Raw genomic sequence first — 17831 nt, forward strand, 5'->3', positions numbered from 1 at the left:
GTTTGACTGAATTCGGTAACCCGGTAGGGGCCCCTAGTCCAATCAGTGCTCTACCTCCGAGACTCTTACCTTGAGGCTAGCCCTAAAGCTATTTCGGAGAGAACCAGCTATCTCCAGGTTCGATTGGCATTTCACCCCTACCCACACCTCATCCCCGCACTTTTCAACGTGCGTGGGTTCGGGCCTCCATTCAGTGTTACCTGAACTTCACCCTGGACATGGGTAGATCACCTGGTTTCGGGTCTACGACCACGTACTCAATTCGCCCTATTCAGACTCGCTTTCGCTGCGGCTCCGCATCTTCTGCTTAACCTTGCACGGGATCGTAACTCGCCGGTTCATTCTACAAAAGGCACGCCATCACCCGTTAACGGGCTCTGACTACTTGTAGGCACACGGTTTCAGGATCTCTTTCACTCCCCTTCCGGGGTGCTTTTCACCTTTCCCTCACGGTACTGGTTCACTATCGGTCACTAGGGAGTATTTAGCCTTGGGAGATGGTCCTCCCGGATTCCGACGGAATTTCACGTGTTCCGCCGTACTCAGGATCCACTCAGGAGAGAACGAAGTTTTGACTACAGGGCTGTTACCTCCTATGGCGGGCCTTTCCAGACCTCTTCATCTACCTCGTTCCTTTGTAACTCCGTACAGAGTGTCCTACAACCCCAAGAGGCAAGCCTCTTGGTTTGGGCTGGTCCCGTTTCGCTCGCCGCTACTCAGGGAATCGCATTTGCTTTCTCTTCCTCCGGGTACTTAGATGTTTCAGTTCCCCGGGTCTGCCTTCTCATATCCTATGTATTCAGATATGGATACCACTCCATTACGAGTGGTGGGTTTCCCCATTCGGAAATCTCCGGATCAAAGCTTGCTTACAGCTCCCCGAAGCATATCGGTGTTCGTCCCGTCCTTCATCGGCTCCTAGTGCCAAGGCATCCACCGTGCGCCCTTTCTAACTTAACCGTTAAAAAGAATCACTACGTGATATCTTGCATTACTAATTGAATGTGAATTACTTCTGTTATCTAGTTTTCAAAGAACAACATCTCGAAGAATCAAATGATCCTTCAAAACTAAACAAGACAGGGAACGTTCTGTTTATAAGACCCAAGGTCTTATATTCCGTTAAAATCCTTAGAAAGGAGGTGATCCAGCCGCACCTTCCGATACGGCTACCTTGTTACGACTTCACCCCAATCATCTGTCCCACCTTCGGCGGCTGGCTCCTAAAAGGTTACCTCACCGACTTCGGGTGTTACAAACTCTCGTGGTGTGACGGGCGGTGTGTACAAGGCCCGGGAACGTATTCACCGCGGCATGCTGATCCGCGATTACTAGCGATTCCAGCTTCACGCAGTCGAGTTGCAGACTGCGATCCGAACTGAGAACAGATTTGTGGGATTGGCTTAACCTCGCGGTTTCGCTGCCCTTTGTTCTGTCCATTGTAGCACGTGTGTAGCCCAGGTCATAAGGGGCATGATGATTTGACGTCATCCCCACCTTCCTCCGGTTTGTCACCGGCAGTCACCTTAGAGTGCCCAACTGAATGCTGGCAACTAAGATCAAGGGTTGCGCTCGTTGCGGGACTTAACCCAACATCTCACGACACGAGCTGACGACAACCATGCACCACCTGTCACTCTGCCCCCGAAGGGGACGTCCTATCTCTAGGATTGTCAGAGGATGTCAAGACCTGGTAAGGTTCTTCGCGTTGCTTCGAATTAAACCACATGCTCCACCGCTTGTGCGGGCCCCCGTCAATTCCTTTGAGTTTCAGTCTTGCGACCGTACTCCCCAGGCGGAGTGCTTAATGCGTTAGCTGCAGCACTAAGGGGCGGAAACCCCCTAACACTTAGCACTCATCGTTTACGGCGTGGACTACCAGGGTATCTAATCCTGTTCGCTCCCCACGCTTTCGCTCCTCAGCGTCAGTTACAGACCAGAGAGTCGCCTTCGCCACTGGTGTTCCTCCACATCTCTACGCATTTCACCGCTACACGTGGAATTCCACTCTCCTCTTCTGCACTCAAGTTCCCCAGTTTCCAATGACCCTCCCCGGTTGAGCCGGGGGCTTTCACATCAGACTTAAGAAACCGCCTGCGAGCCCTTTACGCCCAATAATTCCGGACAACGCTTGCCACCTACGTATTACCGCGGCTGCTGGCACGTAGTTAGCCGTGGCTTTCTGGTTAGGTACCGTCAAGGTGCCGCCCTATTTGAACGGCACTTGTTCTTCCCTAACAACAGAGCTTTACGATCCGAAAACCTTCATCACTCACGCGGCGTTGCTCCGTCAGACTTTCGTCCATTGCGGAAGATTCCCTACTGCTGCCTCCCGTAGGAGTCTGGGCCGTGTCTCAGTCCCAGTGTGGCCGATCACCCTCTCAGGTCGGCTACGCATCGTTGCCTTGGTGAGCCGTTACCTCACCAACTAGCTAATGCGCCGCGGGTCCATCTGTAAGTGGTAGCCGAAGCCACCTTTTATGTCTGAACCATGCGGTTCAAACAAGCATCCGGTATTAGCCCCGGTTTCCCGGAGTTATCCCAGTCTTACAGGCAGGTTACCCACGTGTTACTCACCCGTCCGCCGCTAACATCAGGGAGCAAGCTCCCATCTGTCCGCTCGACTTGCATGTATTAGGCACGCCGCCAGCGTTCGTCCTGAGCCAGGATCAAACTCTCCGATAAAGTAGTTTGACTGACTACGCACATCGCTGTGCGATTTATTTAAAACTTTGAATTAACAGGTACGTTTTGTCTTGTTTAGTTTTCAAAGATCATTACCGCTTGTTGAAGCAACTTTATTATCTTACCACTCAGCTTCTTTTATGTCAACAACTTTTTTTAAGTTGTTTCCGAAGCTTTTTGTTGTTGTCTGCTGTTCATCAGCGACGTTTAATAATATACCATGCATTCTTTAAATTTAGCAAGTGTTTTTTTCATTTTTTTTAAAACGTATTTCGTTATATTCATCTCCGCCGCGGCATACGATGTAATCAAGCATGGACAAGATAAGGAGGCGTCATCAGTGAATCACTTCTACGTGTGGCACATCAGAAGGATAAAACAGCTGCTTATTATTATCATTGCCGCATTTGCAGCAGCCAGCTTTTTTTATATACAGAGAGCCGTCCCCCTTCCTGTATTTTTAACTGATAGCGGCCCGAAGGCTATTTCAAAAGGGGAGACGAAAGCGGGCGAAGTCGCATTAACATTCGATATCAGCTGGGGCGACGAAAAGGCGGTTCCTATTCTGAACGCGCTAAAAGCAAACGGTATTAAAAACGCCACTTTTTTTCTGTCAGCTTCTTGGGCGGAACGGCACCCGGACACAGTTGAACGTATGGTAAAAGACGGACATCAAATCGGCAGCATGGGATATGCGTATAAGAATTATACCAACCTAGAGGACAATGAAATAAAAAAAGATATCCTCCGGGCCCAGACTGCATTTAAAAAGCTGGGTGTGAAGAATGTTCATTTACTCCGCCCGCCGACCGGACAATTTAATAAAAAGGTTCTTACCATTGCACAGAAGTACCACTATTCAGTGGTTCATTACAGCGTTAACTCGCAGGATTGGACAAATCCCGGCCCTGATAAAATCATTGAAAATGTAAACAGTCATATAAAAGGCGGCGACATTGTCCTGCTGCACGCCTCTGATTCAGCAACACAGACTGAAGAAGCGCTCCCCGCCATTATTCACAATTTAAAGCAAAAAGGACTGAAAAACGTGACAGTCGGCGACCTGATCGCAAATACTGACGTCAAGTCATCAGAAGTGAAATAACTACCTCTGGGCAAACTTCGGCAGCATTAGCAGCTGAAACGCATTGCAGCCCATCAGCGGAATCAGCATTAAATAAAGCCAGTCCTCATTATTCACTCGTAGCGCGGGAACCCATTCAAGCGCTGTAATAACGACCATTAAAAATAATGATGAAACGAACGTATTTTTTGAGGACTGCTTTTGTTTTATATATGCCGTCAACAGGCCGACGGCAAGCAGAGCCAGCGGCAGCCAGACAAACCCCGCAATCGAGTCATCCCGCTCTCCGAAAAACAAAAATCTGACGTACATTAAATCAAAAGCGACAAACAGAATGATAAACAGCTGAAGCAGATTCCAAAGCGAGCTTGATCTGAGAATTTCAAGGGCAAACCGGTGCACCGTCAAAAAAACGAAGAATCCCATCTGGCTGATCACACTGAAAATCATGCCTACCCCGATAAACCAGATCAGAACGGAGAAAATCTGACCGGCATCAAAATTCAGGAAGAACCCCTTGTACTCCCCCCACTTCAGAGCAAATCCCACGACGCTTGTAATAAGAGCGCCCACAGCTAAAATCGAAAAGAAAAATCGAACAAGCCCGCGGCTTTTCATCTCTTATTCATCCCCCTGACAATCGCGTTCAGCGATATTTTGTTATGTATAAATCCATTCCGATGAATCATATTAAAAATAAGTACAAGTAAGGAAGGAGCTTATGCATGTCAAAAGCCAAAACGCTATTGATAAGCTGTTTTGTTGTATTATCTGTAACAGCTTGTGCTCCAAAAGACCAAGCAGCGGATATGGATTATGACCAGACTAAAAAAATGGTTGTTGATATATTAAAGACCGATGATGGAAAAAAGGCAATTAAGGAAATATTAAATGATGATGCGATGAATGAGGCATTGGTGATTGATCAAAATGCCATTAAAGGCACAATAGAGAAAACCCTCACCTCTAAAAAAGGGGCGGAGTTCTGGAAAACCATCTTTGAAGACTCAAAGTTCGCCGAGAGCTTTGCAAAAACTCTTCAGCCTGAGCATGAAAAAATCATAAAAAAACTGATGAAAGACCCTGATTATCAGAAAAGTTTTATGCAGATCATGCAGGACCCCGGCATGGATAAAAAATACTATGAGCTGGTGAAAAGCCAAAAGTTCCGCAGTTACTTAGAAGATGTAATTACAGAGACACTTTCCAGCCCGCTTTTCAAAAAGCAATTCGAGGATGAATTGAAAAAAGCGGCTTCAAGCTCTGAAAAAGAAAGCCAATAAAAGGCCGGGCCGTGTTGATCCCGGCCCCTTTTTTATTCAGCTGTTTTTTCAATGACTTTCTGGGCGATCCCCATATAAATTTCCCCGATCGAATGACTTCTGTCATAGACAGAAGGCGCAAACTGGTCCTTGTCCCAATCAGGCTGTTTTAAAGGAATTCTGCCAAGCAACGGGACTTGCAATTCCTCTGCAAGCTTATCTCCCCCGCCTTGACCGAACACATATTCTCTCTCGCCGGTTTTTGCACTTTCATAGTAAGCCATATTTTCAATGACCCCTACAACTTCATGATCGGTCTTAATCGCCATAGAACCCGCTCTCGCCGCTACAAATGCGGCTGTAGGGTGCGGCGTTGATACGATAATCTCTTTGCAGCTCGGAAGCATTGTGTGTACATCGAGCGCCACATCACCCGTGCCGGGCGGCAGATCAAGAACGATATAGTCAACCTCTCCCCAGTCAACTTCATGGAAGAAGTTATTCAGCATCTTGCCCAGCATCGGCCCTCTCCACACAACCGGAGCGTTTTCTTCGACGAAAAAGCCCATCGACATAACCTTTACTCCAAATCTTTCGACAGGAAGCAGTTTTTCTCCTTCTACTGTCGGGCGAACTGTAATACCCATCATGTCCGGCACGCTGAATCCGTATATATCCGCGTCAATCAAGCCGACTTTTTTTCCGAGCCGCGCAAGAGAAATGGCCAGGTTGACGGAAACCGTTGATTTGCCGACACCGCCTTTTCCGCTTGCCACCGCAAGAAAGACCGGCGGATGTTTCCTATTCAGCAGGGTTTCGCTTTCAGCAGCCGGCCGGCTGAATTTCGCCAATGTTTCTTCCGGCAGCTCTTCAAACCGCAGTCCCACAGTTTCCGCACCCGCTTCTTTCAGAACGGATACGATTTCCTGCTGAATGCCCATCTGTTCAGCCGTCCCCGTTTTTGCCAGTGCAATTTTTACACTGACATGCCGTTTTTCCGGCTTGATCTTTACTTCTTTAATGGCATCCAATTCTCCCAGCGGTCTATGAAGAAAAGGTTCGCGCATGTTTCCGACTATATTTCTTACTTCATCTTCTCTTATCATCGAACCCTCACCCTTTGTGTATTCGTTTACAAATGGTATTATACCATATATTAAACATAGAATCGGCGAAAAACCCTCCTTACTCGGGAGGGTCTCCTTTCTCTGTGAAGTATCTCAATACGCCCTTATACACGGAAGAAGCGATTTTGTCCTGATATTTGGGCTGTCCGAGCCTTTTCGCTTCCGCGGGATTGGACAGAAATCCGATTTCCACCAGCGCGCCCGGTTTGGTTACATTCTGCATTAAGTAAATGCCGTGTATCCGTTTTGCCTTTCTCGTTGTATTCTCCAAATTGATTCTCAATTCGTCCTGTATATATTTTGCCACTTTTTCATTTTCTTCGTATTTTCCATAGTAGAAGCTTTGGGCGCCGCTCCATCTCGGTGACGGTATGGCGTTCAGATGAATGCTGATATAAAGCTCCGCCTCTGAACGGTTGATGATTTCCACGCGCTTTCTCAGATCTTCCGCTTTGCGTCTGCTGTAGCCTTTCGTCCCTTCAGGAGCTAAATCAGTATCCGTCTCCCGCGTCATAATGACCAAAGCTCCCTGCTCCTGCAAATAGTCTCTTACCCTGGAGGCCACTTCGAGAGTAATGTCCTTTTCAAGGTGACTGCCTCCCGTGGCGCCTCCGTCCGGCCCGCCGTGTCCCGGATCGAGATAGATGATTTTTCCGCTCAGCGGCAGACTCCACGGCCGCCAGGAATCATCATTATGGAATTGAAACCGGAATAAACACAATAATATGATAAAGCCAAGTAAAAAACCGAGCCATTTCAGCTTTTTTGCCATACCTTTCCCTCCCGCTTGTCCCCGTTATTAATAAGTATGGGACAAGGGAAGAAATTATGATTACCTCATGCGGAGCTTACATTGTTTTTCTCTTTGCAGAAATCCTTCCGTCCACCAGCTGTTGATAAACCGGCAGGACGCTTCATAGATTTCTTTTTGTTTAACGGAAGAATATTGCTCATGCGTCCAATTGCAAAGATATTCAAAAAAATCGACCGTCAGTTCTTCCTCTTCTTCAGCCGAACGGGCGTTTGCCCTCTGCAAAGACTCACCATAATAGCCAAAGACGCCGAACCGGCCGCCTAATAAATACGCTTCAATTGCAAAATCTATGCATCCTTCACTCAGAATGCCGTTTTCGTCTTGAAGAAAGGGAAACAAAGGGGTAAGACATGCTTTTACGGACTGAATGATCTGCGTCAGTGACAGCTCCTTTAGTAAACTCTTCTCAAGCTCAAAATCCTTCTGCCGTTTCACGTCTGAAAAAGATAATACTTCTGCCATTGCCAGCCACGCTCCTTTTTACTGTTATTTTGAAAGGAAAAGGGAAAAAGCATGCTTTGTTGATAGTGGAAATCCTCCCAAATGAAGGAGTTTTATGTTAACTGGAAGAAGAAAGAGCTGAGGTGACGTTATGAAAAAGCTGTTTCAATACAATTGGATGGTGCGTGACGAGTGGTTTATGATATGTGAAAAGCTGAGCCGGGAGGAACTGACGAAAACCCGGACGGGCGGAATGGAGAGCATCTTGCGGACTTTATTTCATATCATTGATGTCGAGATCAGCTGGGCTCGTGCCATTTTAGGTAAAGATGATGTTTTACCTGCTGAGTCTGACTATACGAGCATTCAGGATCTCAGAAAGCTGTCTGAACAGTATCGGGAGGATGTCATTCATGCGGTCTCCCGCAAAGGACCGGATCTTGTTAATCCGGACTGGATGGACCAAACCTTTCCTAAAGAAGATATTCTCCGCCACATCCTTGCGCATGAGATTCACCATATGGGACAACTGTCGGTTTGGGCCAGAGAAATTGGGATAGAGCCGGTTTCGGCTAATGTGATCAGCCGTCCGCAGGAAAAAGCCGCAAAAAAACAGCACCTCTGACGGGATGCCGTTTTTATATTTTAATGCTTCTTGTTACGGAGTATGTATTAATGTATTCATCCAGCACGAGGCCGCCTTTGTCCTCGTAAAAACCGGCAACCATAAAGCCTGCGTCAATCTGACCTTTAATTTGATCCTCCAGCGTATGGCCGAATTCAAGCGCTTCATGATTATCAATAAGTTCCTTTACCTTTTTCTTACTCAGATCTTTTTCATCCGAAAACGGAATGGAATACTTTACTTTTAGTACGCCTTCCTGCTCTAAATCCATATCAAATAAGAACACGACGGGATTTACAAAACCGGAGACTAAAGACCCGCCTTTTTTCAATACGCGATAAGCTTCTTTCCATACCGGAAGAACCGTATCAACAAAGCAATTCGATACCGGGTGCACGATAAAATCAAATGACTCATCATCAAAACAGCTCAGATCATTCATGCTGCCTTTTACAGTCCGAAGCGTAAGATCGTCCCGCTCGGCAACCATTTTGTCTTGCGCAAGCTGTTTTTCCGAATTGTCAAAGATGGTGACATCCGCTCCTGCAGCAGCCAGGACCGGGCCTTGCTGTCCTCCTCCTGAAGCGAGACAAAGAACCTTCAGACCGTCTATGGGCGGAAACCAATCCGCCGGCACATCTTTTCCGGGGGTCATCCTGATGCTCCAATTGCCTTTTTTCGCTTCACCAATCGTATGAGAATCAACCGCAACCGTCCATTCATTGCCTGTTTCGACTTTTTTATCCCATGCCTTGCTGTTATGTATGACTAACTTATTCATTATAACTGCGCTCCTTATTGGTAATGAATAGAGTATAACAAACAATTCTAGAAAAACATCGGATAACCTCTTGAATATGAGAAAAAAATACAAAAAAACCACAACCAAGAAGTTGTGGTTTTTGCAATCCAAAACGATTAACGTTTTGAGAACTGAGGTGCACGACGAGCGCCTTTAAGACCGTATTTTTTACGTTCTTTCATACGAGCGTCACGAGTCAGAAGACCAGCACGTTTAAGTGTTGCACGGTATTCTGGATCTGCTTCAAGCAAAGCACGAGCGATACCATGACGGATTGCTCCAGCTTGACCAGATAAGCCGCCTCCATGTACGTTTACTAAAACATCATAAGTACCAGCTGTTTCAGTTAAAGTTAATGGTTGTTTGATATCTTCGATTAGAGCCGGAGATGGGATGTGCTCGCTGATTTCACGATTATTAACGACGATACGACCTTCTCCTGGAACTAAGCGCACACGCGCTACAGAACTTTTACGACGGCCAGTACCGTAATATTGAACCTGTGCCAAATTGGTAACCTCCTTTTTAATTAACCGCGAAGTTCGTAAACTTCAGGTTTTTGTGCTTCATGTGGATGCTCAGAACCACGGTATACGTTCAATTTTTTGAACATTTGACGACCTAGAGAACCTTTTGGAAGCATGCCTTTGATAGCAAGCTCAAGCATTTTCTCAGGGTAGTTTGTACGCATTTCAAGAGCTGTTCTTGATTTTAATCCGCCTGGATGTTGAGTGTGACGGTAGTAGATTTTATCAGTTAACTTTTTACCAGTTAACTCGATTTTTTCAGCGTTGATGATGATCACATGATCTCCAGTATCAACGTGCGGTGTGTAAGTCGGTTTGTGTTTTCCGCGAAGGATAGATGCAACTTCTGTAGAAAGACGTCCTAAAGTCTTGCCTGCTGCATCAACAACTAACCACTTGCGTTCAATAGTACTTGCGTTAGCCATAGGTGTTGTACGCATTGAATTTCCCTCCTAAATGATCTGTCATTTTCAATAATCTACGATTACGTTCTATTTCACAACACAATAAGTTCCGGGGCTTATCGTGGGGTTGAAATACATACCATATGATATCTTATAACTTTATGCAGACTCTGTCAAGAAAATGTTACACCTGGTTTAGTTGTCATAGCAAACGCTCCATAAATACAGCCCGTGCCCCGGTGCGGTGCGCCCCGCGGCTTCGCGATCCTTCGCTTCGAGCATTGCTTTTACATCATCGGGAGAAAATTTTCCAGCTCCTGTATCCAATAATGTTCCGGCAATGATTCTGACCATATTATAGAGAAAACCGTTTCCGGTGATCCGCATCTGCAGGCCGTCTCCGGTCTCAGTCCAATCCAGCTCGTAAATCGTTCTGACTTTATCCTGAACCGCGGTATCAGCCGCGCAAAAGCTTGTGAAATCATGTGTCCCGATGAGGTGCCTTGAAGCTTCCCTCATTTTCTGCACATTAAGCTGATATGCAAAATGGTAAGCGTAATGTCGTTTAAATACGTCCGGGTGTTTCTCCGTATATACAATGTAGCGATATTCCTTTTGGACCGCGCTAAATCGTGCATGGAACCCATCATCCGCAATCTCTGCTGTTTTGACGGCAATATCATCAGGCAGCAGGGCATTGAGCGCAAACGGCCATTTCTCAGCCGGGATGGACAGCGGCGTATCAAAATGAATGACCTGCCCGGCAGCATGAACATCGCTGTCCGTGCGGCCGGATGAGTAAACAGGCACTCTGCCGTCCGTTTTATGGATGACGGCCAGGGCTTTTTCCAATTCACTTTGAACGGTCCGCTTTCCAGGCTGAACCTGATATCCGTTAAATAAATGCCCGTCATAAGCAATGGTACATTTCACTCTCATTCAGCAGCACCTCTAACTTCTTAAGAAAAACAATAACACGGCTAATACGATGATGAGCAGAATAGCTCCGGTATCCTTTCCGGTCCAGACGAGCTTTCTGTATTTCGTTCTCCCCTCACCGCCCTGGTAGCCTCTCGCCTCCATGGCGACCGCGAGCTCTTCCGCGCGTTTAAAGGCGCTGACAAACAGCGGGACAAGCAGCGGAACAACCGCTTTGATTCTGTCTTTCACCGGGCCGCTTGTAAAGTCCGCACCCCTTGCCATTTGCGCCTTCATGATTTTATCTGTCTCTTCCATCAATGTCGGGATAAATCGCAACGATATCGACATCATCAATGCGAGTTCGTGTACGGGCAGCTTCACCTTTTTAAAAGGATTCAGGAGCTGCTCCATTCCATCCGTTATTTCAATCGGCGTTGTTGTCAGCGTCAGCAGCGTCGTCATAAAGATAAGGTAAACGAAACGGAGGGAGATAAAAATCCCCTGTATAAGTCCGCCCTCATACACTTTAAACCAGCCAAGCTGAAAAATGACAGATCCTTCATGTGTCATGAAAATGTGTAATAAAAAGGTAAACGCCACAATCCAGATAATCGGCTTAAGCCCCTTCAGCAAAAAGCTGAACGGCACGCGTGTTAAGGCAATCACCCCGAATGTAAACAAACCGAGCAAAGCGTACGTCTGTACGTTGTTTGCTAAAAAAACGATACATACAAAAAGAAAGATGCTGACAAGTTTTGTTCGCGGGTCCAATCGGTGAATAAGCGATGATCCGGGAACATACTTTCCGATAATCATGCTGTCCATCATTGGTCCTTTTCCTCCTGAAAGAAAGCCTTAATTTCACTGGCGGCATCCTGCAGGGTCAGCATGGGTTTCTCATACTTGACTCCGAGAGCCTTCTCAAGCCGTCTCTGAAACTTTACCGATTCAGGAAGATCCAGTCCCATTTCGGCCATCTCTTCACCTTTTACAAACAAGTCACGCGGACTCCCCGTCGCTTTAATGGTTCCTTTGTGCATGACGATCATTTCGTCAGCATAGCGGGCGGCGTCCTCCATGCTGTGGGTGACGAGAACGGTAGTCAGGTTTCCCCGCTGATGAAGCGCATAGAACATGTCCATAATGTCCTGGCGCCCTCTCGGATCAAGACCGGCCGTCGGTTCATCCAAAACCAGCACTTCCGGCTCCATCGCGAGAACGCCGGCAATCGCCACTCTGCGCATCTGGCCGCCGCTGAGCTCAAATGGTGAACGATTCAAAATGTCTTCCGGAAGGCCCACAAGCCCCAGCATTTCTTTTGCTTTCCGTTCAGCGTCTTCTTTTTTTACACCGAAATTCATCGGTCCGAATGCGATGTCCTTCAGCACAGTCTCTTCAAACAGCTGATGTTCGGGAAATTGGAAAACGATTCCGACTTTTTTTCGCAAAGTCTTAAGGTCTTTATTCTTTTTACCGGCTGCCAGAATCGTGCTCCCGAGTTCAAGCTGTCCTTTAGTCGGTTTCAGCAAACCGTTTAAATGCTGCAGGAGCGTCGATTTGCCCGACCCTGTATGCCCGATGACGGCAACGTAGCTGCCCTCTTTTATCATGGCATTGATATCATACAGAGCCAGCCGTTCAAACGGTGTCTTCATTTGATAGCGGTGTTCTACATCTTTGATTTTAATGTCCACAGCTCATTCACCAGCCCTTCCTGAGTCAGATGGTTTTTCGTTAACCCCAGTCCGCTTTCTTTCAAAAGCAGGCTGAGCTGGAATGAGAAAGGCAAATCAAGACCGATGCGAACCAAGTCTTCGTTTAATTTAAAAATCTCTTCAGGCGTGCCCTCTGCATATTTCCTGCCGCCGTTCATCACAATGATCCTGTCCGCCCTTGCGGCTTCTTCCAGGTCATGTGTTATCGAAATGACGGTGGCCATGCCCTGATCTTTTAAGCGTCTGACAGTCTCAAGGACTTCTTCTCTCCCAATCGGGTCAAGCATGGATGTCGCTTCATCCAAAATCATAATATCAGGACGCGCGGCAATAATTCCCGCGATCGCCACTCTTTGTTTTTGACCTCCGGAGAGATGGTGCGGCTCTTGATCAAGAAAATCCTGCATATTGACTTGTGTGACAGCCCAATCTACTCTCTCAATCATTTCTTCGCGCGGAACACCATTGTTTTCTAAACCAAAAGCCACATCATCGCGAACAGTCGTTCCGACAAATTGGTTATCGGGATTCTGAAAGACCATCCCTATTTTTTTTCGCACATCCCACACGGTATCCTCAGTCAGCTTGATGCCGCCGACTTCAATTTCTCCGGCCTCAGACAAAATCAGCCCGTTCAACGCTCTGGCCAAAGTCGACTTCCCTGAACCGTTGTGGCCTACGATAGCAAGCCATTCTCCTTCGTATACCTCCAGACTCACACCGTCCAGCGCCGGTCTTTCTGCATCTTTGCGGTATCGGAATAGAATGTCTTTTACGGATATAAGCTGTTTTTGATCCACGGGCGCCTGACCTCCTCTCAGCTATAGCTCTGCTTTTCTGTCTCATGATAAAAAGTTCTGATATCTAAAAAAAGGGCATAGATCCAGTTAGAAACTGTCCCGCCCTTCTTTAGATACACAAAAATATGTGATTAAACCAATTCGATGATTGCCATTGGTGCACCGTCACCACGGCGAGGACCAAGCTTCATAATACGTGTGTATCCGCCTTGGCGCTCCTCGTAACGAGTTGCAATGTCAGAGAATAATTTTTGAAGTGCATCTTGGTTATTTTCTTCATTAGCAACCTCGTTGCGAATGTATGCAGCAGCTTGACGACGAGCATGCAAGTCACCGCGCTTACCAAGAGTGATCATCTTTTCAACAACAGAGCGAAGTTCTTTCGCACGTGTTTCAGTTGTTTCAATTCTTTCGTTGATGATCAAATCTGTTGTAAGATCACGAAGCATAGCTTTACGCTGTGAACTCGTACGTCCTAGTTTTCTGTATGACATGTGATGTCCCCTCCTTTAATGGAATGCTGTTTCTAAATAAAAAACACACGAAAATCCTAGTTCACATGGAAACTAGATCAATCGTCTTTGCGAAGGCCGAGTCCAAGTTCTTCTAGTTTCGCTTTCACTTCTTCAAGCGATTTGCGTCCCAGGTTGCGAACTTTCATCATATCTTCTTCCGTCTTGTTCGCAAGTTCTTGAACCGTGTTAATGCCCGCACGCTTCAAGCAGTTGTAAGAACGGACAGAAAGATCAAGTTCCTCAATCGTCATTTCAAGAACTTTTTCTTTTTGGTCCTCTTCTTTTTCAACCATGATTTCAGCATGCTGAGCTTCGTCAGTTAAACCGACGAATATATTAAGGTGTTCAGTTAAAATCTTTGAACCGAGAGCAATTGCTTCCTTCGGTCCAGTGCTTCCGTCAGTCCAAACATCAAGTGTAAGTTTGTCATAGTTTGCAACCTGGCCTACACGAGTGTTTTCTACCTGATAAGATAAACGAGAAACTGGCGTAAAGATTGAATCGATCGGAATCACGCCGATTGGCTGATCGTCTCTTTTGTTCGAATCAGCAGGTGTATACCCACGTCCTCTTTGTGCAGTAAGGCGAACTCGGAAACTCGCATTCTCACCAAGAGTCGCGATATGAAGATCCGGATTAAGGATTTCAACATCGCTGTCGTGTGTAATATCAGCTGCTGTGACAGTTCCTTCGCCCTGTACATCAATTTCAAGCGTCTTCTCTTCATCAGAGTAGATTTTCAATGCAAGCTTTTTAATGTGCAAGATTATCGTTGTAACATCTTCCACAACGCCTTCGATTGTCGAGAATTCGTGCAGTACACCATCTATCTGGATCGATGTTACAGCGGCACCAGGGAGTGAGGATAAGAGGATACGACGTAAGGAGTTACCCAGAGTTGTACCATATCCACGCTCAAGCGGCTCTACGACAAACTTACCAAATTTGGCATCGTCGCTGATTTCAACCGTTTCGATTTTTGGTTTTTCAATCTCGATCATTACTTAAAACCCTCCTTCAAAACGTCGAAACCTCGAATAGAATCATATGAGATTCCATCCGAAATTCCCCATTGTTTAGTCCCGTATGTGCTCAGGCAACGAGTCGGTGCATTCGTTTCATAAATAACTGTATCATAACCCATTATTGACAGGGACACAAAATCTATACAAACAAATTACACGCGGCGACGTTTTGGTGGACGGCATCCATTATGAGGAACAGGAGTTACGTCTCTGATAGCTGTAACTTCAAGTCCGGCAGCTTGTAAAGCACGGATTGCAGCTTCACGGCCAGAACCTGGTCCTTTAACAGTTACTTCAAGAGTTTTAAGTCCGTGTTCGATTGAACCTTTAGCAGCTGTTTCAGCAGCCATTTGCGCAGCAAAAGGAGTAGATTTACGAGAACCTCTGAATCCTAGAGCTCCGGCACTAGACCAAGAAAGAGCATTACCATGAGTATCAGTGATCGTAACGATCGTGTTGTTGAAAGTTGAACGAATATGAGCGATTCCTGACTCAATATTCTTTTTCACGCGACGTTTACGCGTGTTTTGTTTACGAGCAGCAGCCATTGTTTAGGTACCTCCCTTACTTATTTTTTCTTGTTAGCTACAGTACGACGCGGACCTTTACGAGTACGCGCATTGTTTTTAGAGTTTTGTCCGCGAACAGGCAAACCTCTGCGATGGCGGATTCCGCGGTAGCTTCCGATTTCGATCAGACGCTTGATGTTAAGAGAAACTTCACGGCGAAGGTCACCTTCTACTTTCAGTTTGTCAATAACATCACGGATTTTACCAAGTTCTTCTTCAGTAAGATCACGCACACGAGTATCTTCAGAAACACCAGCCTCTTTCAAGACTTGCTGAGCCGTTGTGCGGCCAATTCCGAAGACATATGTTAAAGAAATAACAACACGTTTGTCACGTGGGATATCTACACCAGCAATACGAGCCATTCTCTGGGCACCTCCTTATTAATTATCCTTGTTTTTGTTTATGCTTTGGATTTTCACAGATCACCATTACTTTTCCTTTTCTGCGAATAACTTTACATTTCTCGCAGATTGGTTTAACTGATGGTCTCACTTTCATGTGTTTCCAACCTCCTTCAGTTTCCGGAGTGCTTTATTTGTAACGGTACGTAATCCTGCCACGAGTTAAGTCATATGGAGATAATTCTACCGTAACTTTGTCTCCAGGTAAAATGCGAATGAAGTGCATGCGGATTTTACCAGATACGTGAGCCAAAACCGTATGGCCATTTTCGAGTTCAACTTTGAACATCGCGTTTGGCAGTGTTTCGACAATCGTACCTTCCACTTCAATTACATCGTCTTTCGCCATTCAAGTGTTCTCCCTTCTTCAAATCAGTAACTTGCTCTCTGACAAATTTCAAAAGAGAAAATCTCAGTTATCCGTTTGTCACACGCCCTGTTTCGTTTATACTGTTCTGAACTTCCGGAGATACGCAATCATAAAGGGTGAATGATTGATATTCTTTTTCTAAGGAGAATGAAATGTACGCTTTTCTCCGTCTGCTTTAGTACACGATGATGAATCTTCATTCCGATGACAGCAGCTAGCCGGTTTTTCTTCCGACCAATTGTAAACCTACAATCTGCCCAGGTGCGGAATGAAAAACATGTGTCATGGAATTCATTTCATCATCTAGACTTTTGTCAGTATATCAAAACCCGTTTCCGTAATCGCAATCGTATGTTCAAAATGAGCACACTTTTTCCCATCTACCGTTACAACCGTCCAGTTATCAGCCAATGTTTTCACATATCGGCTGCCAGCGTTAACCATCGGTTCTATAGCGAGAACCATACCAGGCTTCAGCCTAGGTCCTTTGTTTGGCGGACCGTAATGAGGAATTTGCGGATCCTCATGCAAGTCTTGACCAACACCATGTCCGACATACTCCCTAACAACTGAAAACTGCTCATTTTCGACATACGTTTGTATTGCGTGGGAAATATTCGACAAACGTTCACCTGGTTTTGCTTCCTTCAAGCCTTTATATAAAGACTCCTCTGTCACTTCCAGCAATCGTTTATCATCATCACTGATGTTTCCTACCGGATATGTCCAAGCAGAGTCACCATGATAACCATTTAATTTAGCACCGATATCAATGCTGATAATGTCACCGTCACGCAAAACCCTTTTACCGGGAATTCCGTGAACGAGTTCTTCATTAACTGATACACAAATGCTCCCGCGAAACCCATTATACCCCTTAAAAGATGGGATTGCACCCTGCTTCTCAATAAAACGTTCGGCAATTTGATCCAATTCTTTTGTCGAGATTCCTGGTTTAATGTGCTTTTTCATCTCTTCATGAGTCAAAGCCACGATTCGCCCTGCTTCCCGCATGATGCCAAGCTCACGAGGGGTCTTACAGATAATCATTTGCTCAATCCTCCAAGAAGCTCTTTCACATCTTTGTACACGTCGTTAATGTCCTGCTGGCCATTGACGTTGACAAGATACCCTTTCTCAGAATAAAAATCGAGTAAAGGCTGAGTCTGCTTCATGTTGACCTCAAGCCGTTTTGAGACGGTTTCCTCATTATCATCTGCCCGTTGATAAAGGTCTCCTCCGTCTTTATCACAAACACCCGGCGTTTTCGGCGGATTGAAAACCAAATGATAGGTTGTGCCGCAAACACTGCAAATTCTGCGTCCAGTCAAACGTTCCATTAAAGAGTCTTTGTCTACTTTAATGTTAATGACATAATCAATCGGCTTGCCGTATTCCTCAAGAATGTTTTCAAGAGCTTCAGCCTGAGCGACTGTTCGCGGAAATCCGTCCAGAAGAAAACCTCTTTCACAATCATCTTTGCCGAGTCTTTCTTTGACAATGCCGATTGTGACTTCGTCCGGTACGAGCTCGCCTTTATCAATATAAGACTTTGCTTCGAGTCCGAGTGGTGTTTCTTCTTTCATAGCAGCACGGAACATATCTCCCGTTGAGATATGAGGTATCCCATAATCCTCAACAATTCGTTCTCCCTGTGTGCCTTTACCGGCTCCAGGAAGTCCCATTAAGACTAAGTTCATTCGGATTTCCCCCGTCCTCTCTTATTTAGAGGAATGGTTAA

22 protein-coding genes, 2 rRNA genes and 1 pseudogene (1 of these 25 only partly in view) are annotated in these 17831 nt (G+C 46.0%); 3 read left to right on the forward strand and 22 right to left on the reverse strand.

The annotated features are described in order from the left end of the window. A 23S ribosomal RNA gene (locus CXL14_RS02450) occupies positions 1-960 on the reverse strand (it extends 1970 nt beyond the left edge of the window). A 175-nt stretch (positions 961-1135) separates the two neighbouring features. Next, a 16S ribosomal RNA gene (locus CXL14_RS02455) occupies positions 1136-2685 on the reverse strand. The 16S and 23S rRNA genes sit together here, the layout of an rRNA operon. 340 nt (positions 2686-3025) lie before the next feature. Between CXL14_RS02455 and pdaB the strand changes: the two genes are divergently transcribed. Continuing rightward, the gene (pdaB, locus tag CXL14_RS02460; RefSeq protein ID WP_014416762.1) at positions 3026-3790 is read left to right on the forward strand and encodes a polysaccharide deacetylase family sporulation protein PdaB; all 765 of its coding nucleotides are present in this window, start codon (positions 3026-3028) and stop codon (positions 3788-3790) included. On the opposite strand, the gene kbaA is transcribed toward pdaB, so the two are convergent. Next, a complete protein-coding gene (gene kbaA / locus CXL14_RS02465) occupies positions 3791-4387 on the reverse strand; it encodes a KinB-signaling pathway activation protein (protein ID WP_014416761.1) in 597 nt (198 codons plus the stop codon). Positions 4388-4494: 107 nt separating this feature from the next. Between kbaA and gerD the strand changes: the two genes are divergently transcribed. Then, positions 4495-5052, forward strand: coding sequence for a spore germination lipoprotein GerD (gene gerD, locus CXL14_RS02470; protein WP_007615280.1), 558 nt, complete (start codon positions 4495-4497; stop codon positions 5050-5052). A gap of 32 nt (positions 5053-5084) precedes the next feature. Here the strand turns inward: gerD and CXL14_RS02475 are convergent, their stop codons facing one another. The 3 genes from CXL14_RS02475 to CXL14_RS02485 all read right to left on the reverse strand — a co-directional run bounded on the left by CXL14_RS02475 (position 5085) and on the right by CXL14_RS02485 (position 7434). Continuing rightward, positions 5085-6137, reverse strand: coding sequence for an Mrp/NBP35 family ATP-binding protein (locus CXL14_RS02475; protein ID WP_014416760.1), 1053 nt, complete (start codon positions 6135-6137; stop codon positions 5085-5087). 79 nt (positions 6138-6216) lie between these two features. Continuing rightward, a complete protein-coding gene (gene cwlD, locus CXL14_RS02480; protein ID WP_014416759.1) occupies positions 6217-6930 on the reverse strand; it encodes an N-acetylmuramoyl-L-alanine amidase CwlD in 714 nt (237 codons plus the stop codon). Positions 6931-6990: 60 nt separating this feature from the next. Further along, positions 6991-7434 carry a DUF2521 family protein gene (locus CXL14_RS02485; protein ID WP_011996201.1) on the reverse strand — a complete coding sequence of 148 codons (444 nt, stop codon included), beginning with the start codon at positions 7432-7434 and terminating at the stop codon, positions 6991-6993. 130 nt (positions 7435-7564) lie between these two features. On the opposite strand from CXL14_RS02485, the gene CXL14_RS02490 reads away from it, so the two are divergent. Beyond that, positions 7565-8038 carry a DinB family protein gene (locus tag CXL14_RS02490; RefSeq protein WP_022552489.1) on the forward strand — a complete coding sequence of 158 codons (474 nt, stop codon included), beginning with the start codon at positions 7565-7567 and terminating at the stop codon, positions 8036-8038. A 13-nt stretch (positions 8039-8051) separates the two neighbouring features. On the opposite strand, the gene CXL14_RS02495 is transcribed toward CXL14_RS02490, so the two are convergent. The 16 genes and pseudogenes from CXL14_RS02495 to CXL14_RS02570 all read right to left on the reverse strand — a co-directional run bounded on the left by CXL14_RS02495 (position 8052) and on the right by CXL14_RS02570 (position 17790). Then, on the reverse strand, positions 8052-8819 hold the full coding sequence (locus tag CXL14_RS02495) for a class I SAM-dependent methyltransferase (protein WP_022552488.1): 768 nt from the start codon (positions 8817-8819) through the stop codon (positions 8052-8054). A gap of 137 nt (positions 8820-8956) precedes the next feature. Then, entirely contained in the window at positions 8957-9349 is a 393-nt protein-coding gene (gene rpsI, locus CXL14_RS02500; protein WP_003225846.1) for a 30S ribosomal protein S9, read from the reverse strand. 20 nt (positions 9350-9369) lie between these two features. Continuing rightward, positions 9370-9807, reverse strand: coding sequence for a 50S ribosomal protein L13 (gene rplM, locus CXL14_RS02505; protein WP_003225844.1), 438 nt, complete (start codon positions 9805-9807; stop codon positions 9370-9372). A gap of 159 nt (positions 9808-9966) precedes the next feature. Continuing rightward, complete coding sequence (gene truA / locus CXL14_RS02510; protein WP_017419475.1) at positions 9967-10710, reverse strand: tRNA pseudouridine(38-40) synthase TruA; 744 nt, start codon at positions 10708-10710, stop codon at positions 9967-9969. 12 nt (positions 10711-10722) lie between these two features. Continuing rightward, positions 10723-11520 carry an energy-coupling factor transporter transmembrane component T family protein gene (locus CXL14_RS02515; RefSeq protein ID WP_014304219.1) on the reverse strand — a complete coding sequence of 266 codons (798 nt, stop codon included), beginning with the start codon at positions 11518-11520 and terminating at the stop codon, positions 10723-10725. Beyond that, positions 11517-12386: an energy-coupling factor ABC transporter ATP-binding protein gene (locus tag CXL14_RS02520; RefSeq protein WP_101287647.1), complete on the reverse strand. Its 870-nt coding sequence runs from the start codon at positions 12384-12386 to the stop codon at positions 11517-11519. The genes CXL14_RS02515 and CXL14_RS02520 overlap by 4 nt, the downstream gene beginning before the upstream one ends. Then, positions 12362-13207: an energy-coupling factor ABC transporter ATP-binding protein gene (locus CXL14_RS02525; protein WP_101287649.1), complete on the reverse strand. Its 846-nt coding sequence runs from the start codon at positions 13205-13207 to the stop codon at positions 12362-12364. Before CXL14_RS02525 ends, CXL14_RS02520 begins: the two co-directional genes overlap by 25 nt. Before the next feature lie 131 nt (positions 13208-13338). Continuing rightward, on the reverse strand, positions 13339-13701 hold the full coding sequence (gene rplQ, locus CXL14_RS02530; RefSeq protein WP_003156550.1) for a 50S ribosomal protein L17: 363 nt from the start codon (positions 13699-13701) through the stop codon (positions 13339-13341). A 77-nt stretch (positions 13702-13778) separates the two neighbouring features. Then, positions 13779-14723, reverse strand: coding sequence for a DNA-directed RNA polymerase subunit alpha (locus tag CXL14_RS02535; protein WP_003156549.1), 945 nt, complete (start codon positions 14721-14723; stop codon positions 13779-13781). A gap of 176 nt (positions 14724-14899) precedes the next feature. Beyond that, positions 14900-15295: a 30S ribosomal protein S11 gene (rpsK, locus tag CXL14_RS02540; protein ID WP_007410409.1), complete on the reverse strand. Its 396-nt coding sequence runs from the start codon at positions 15293-15295 to the stop codon at positions 14900-14902. A 20-nt stretch (positions 15296-15315) separates the two neighbouring features. Further along, on the reverse strand, positions 15316-15681 hold the full coding sequence (gene rpsM, locus CXL14_RS02545) for a 30S ribosomal protein S13 (protein ID WP_003156545.1): 366 nt from the start codon (positions 15679-15681) through the stop codon (positions 15316-15318). Between the two features lie 22 nt (positions 15682-15703). Further along, positions 15704-15817 carry a 50S ribosomal protein L36 gene (gene rpmJ / locus CXL14_RS02550; RefSeq protein WP_003156543.1) on the reverse strand — a complete coding sequence of 38 codons (114 nt, stop codon included), beginning with the start codon at positions 15815-15817 and terminating at the stop codon, positions 15704-15706. Positions 15818-15850: 33 nt separating this feature from the next. Continuing rightward, positions 15851-16069, reverse strand: coding sequence for a translation initiation factor IF-1 (gene infA, locus CXL14_RS02555; protein ID WP_003156508.1), 219 nt, complete (start codon positions 16067-16069; stop codon positions 15851-15853). Next, positions 16047-16329 (reverse strand): annotated as a pseudogene (locus CXL14_RS20335) (KOW domain-containing RNA-binding protein). The gene infA and the pseudogene CXL14_RS20335 overlap by 23 nt, the downstream one beginning before the upstream one ends. 64 nt (positions 16330-16393) lie before the next feature. After that, a complete protein-coding gene (map, locus tag CXL14_RS02565) occupies positions 16394-17140 on the reverse strand; it encodes a type I methionyl aminopeptidase (RefSeq protein WP_007410408.1) in 747 nt (248 codons plus the stop codon). Continuing rightward, complete coding sequence (locus CXL14_RS02570) at positions 17137-17790, reverse strand: adenylate kinase (protein ID WP_007410407.1); 654 nt, start codon at positions 17788-17790, stop codon at positions 17137-17139. Before CXL14_RS02570 ends, map begins: the two co-directional genes overlap by 4 nt. Between the last annotated feature and the right edge of the window lie 41 nt (positions 17791-17831).

The sequence above is a fragment of the Bacillus sp. SJ-10 genome (assembly GCF_002843505.1).
In the GTDB taxonomy this organism is placed as follows: Bacteria; Bacillota; Bacilli; order Bacillales; family Bacillaceae; genus Bacillus; species Bacillus velezensis.

Excerpts from the sequence above, each read along its gene's own strand:
- truA (WP_017419475.1), bottom strand. The coding sequence starts at position 10,710 with ATGAGAGTGAAATGTACCATTGCTTATGACGGGCATTTATTTAACGGA.
- cwlD (WP_014416759.1), bottom strand. The coding sequence starts at position 6,930 with ATGGCAAAAAAGCTGAAATGGCTCGGTTTTTTACTTGGCTTTATCATA.
- kbaA (WP_014416761.1), bottom strand. The coding sequence starts at position 4,387 with ATGAAAAGCCGCGGGCTTGTTCGATTTTTCTTTTCGATTTTAGCTGTG.
- CXL14_RS02515 (WP_014304219.1), bottom strand. The coding sequence starts at position 11,520 with ATGATGGACAGCATGATTATCGGAAAGTATGTTCCCGGATCATCGCTT.
- map (WP_007410408.1), bottom strand. The coding sequence starts at position 17,140 with ATGATTATCTGTAAGACCCCTCGTGAGCTTGGCATCATGCGGGAAGCA.
- infA (WP_003156508.1), bottom strand. The coding sequence starts at position 16,069 with ATGGCGAAAGACGATGTAATTGAAGTGGAAGGTACGATTGTCGAAACA.
- gerD (WP_007615280.1), top strand. The coding sequence starts at position 4,495 with ATGTCAAAAGCCAAAACGCTATTGATAAGCTGTTTTGTTGTATTATCT.
- rpmJ (WP_003156543.1), bottom strand. The coding sequence starts at position 15,817 with ATGAAAGTGAGACCATCAGTTAAACCAATCTGCGAGAAATGTAAAGTT.
- CXL14_RS02485 (WP_011996201.1), bottom strand. The coding sequence starts at position 7,434 with ATGGCAGAAGTATTATCTTTTTCAGACGTGAAACGGCAGAAGGATTTT.
- rplM (WP_003225844.1), bottom strand. The coding sequence starts at position 9,807 with ATGCGTACAACACCTATGGCTAACGCAAGTACTATTGAACGCAAGTGG.
- rplQ (WP_003156550.1), bottom strand. The coding sequence starts at position 13,701 with ATGTCATACAGAAAACTAGGACGTACGAGTTCACAGCGTAAAGCTATG.
- CXL14_RS02490 (WP_022552489.1), top strand. The coding sequence starts at position 7,565 with ATGAAAAAGCTGTTTCAATACAATTGGATGGTGCGTGACGAGTGGTTT.
- CXL14_RS02535 (WP_003156549.1), bottom strand. The coding sequence starts at position 14,723 with ATGATCGAGATTGAAAAACCAAAAATCGAAACGGTTGAAATCAGCGAC.
- CXL14_RS02570 (WP_007410407.1), bottom strand. The coding sequence starts at position 17,790 with ATGAACTTAGTCTTAATGGGACTTCCTGGAGCCGGTAAAGGCACACAG.
- rpsK (WP_007410409.1), bottom strand. The coding sequence starts at position 15,295 with ATGGCTGCTGCTCGTAAACAAAACACGCGTAAACGTCGCGTGAAAAAG.
- CXL14_RS02475 (WP_014416760.1), bottom strand. The coding sequence starts at position 6,137 with ATGATAAGAGAAGATGAAGTAAGAAATATAGTCGGAAACATGCGCGAA.
- CXL14_RS02495 (WP_022552488.1), bottom strand. The coding sequence starts at position 8,819 with ATGAATAAGTTAGTCATACATAACAGCAAGGCATGGGATAAAAAAGTC.
- rpsM (WP_003156545.1), bottom strand. The coding sequence starts at position 15,681 with ATGGCTCGTATTGCTGGTGTAGATATCCCACGTGACAAACGTGTTGTT.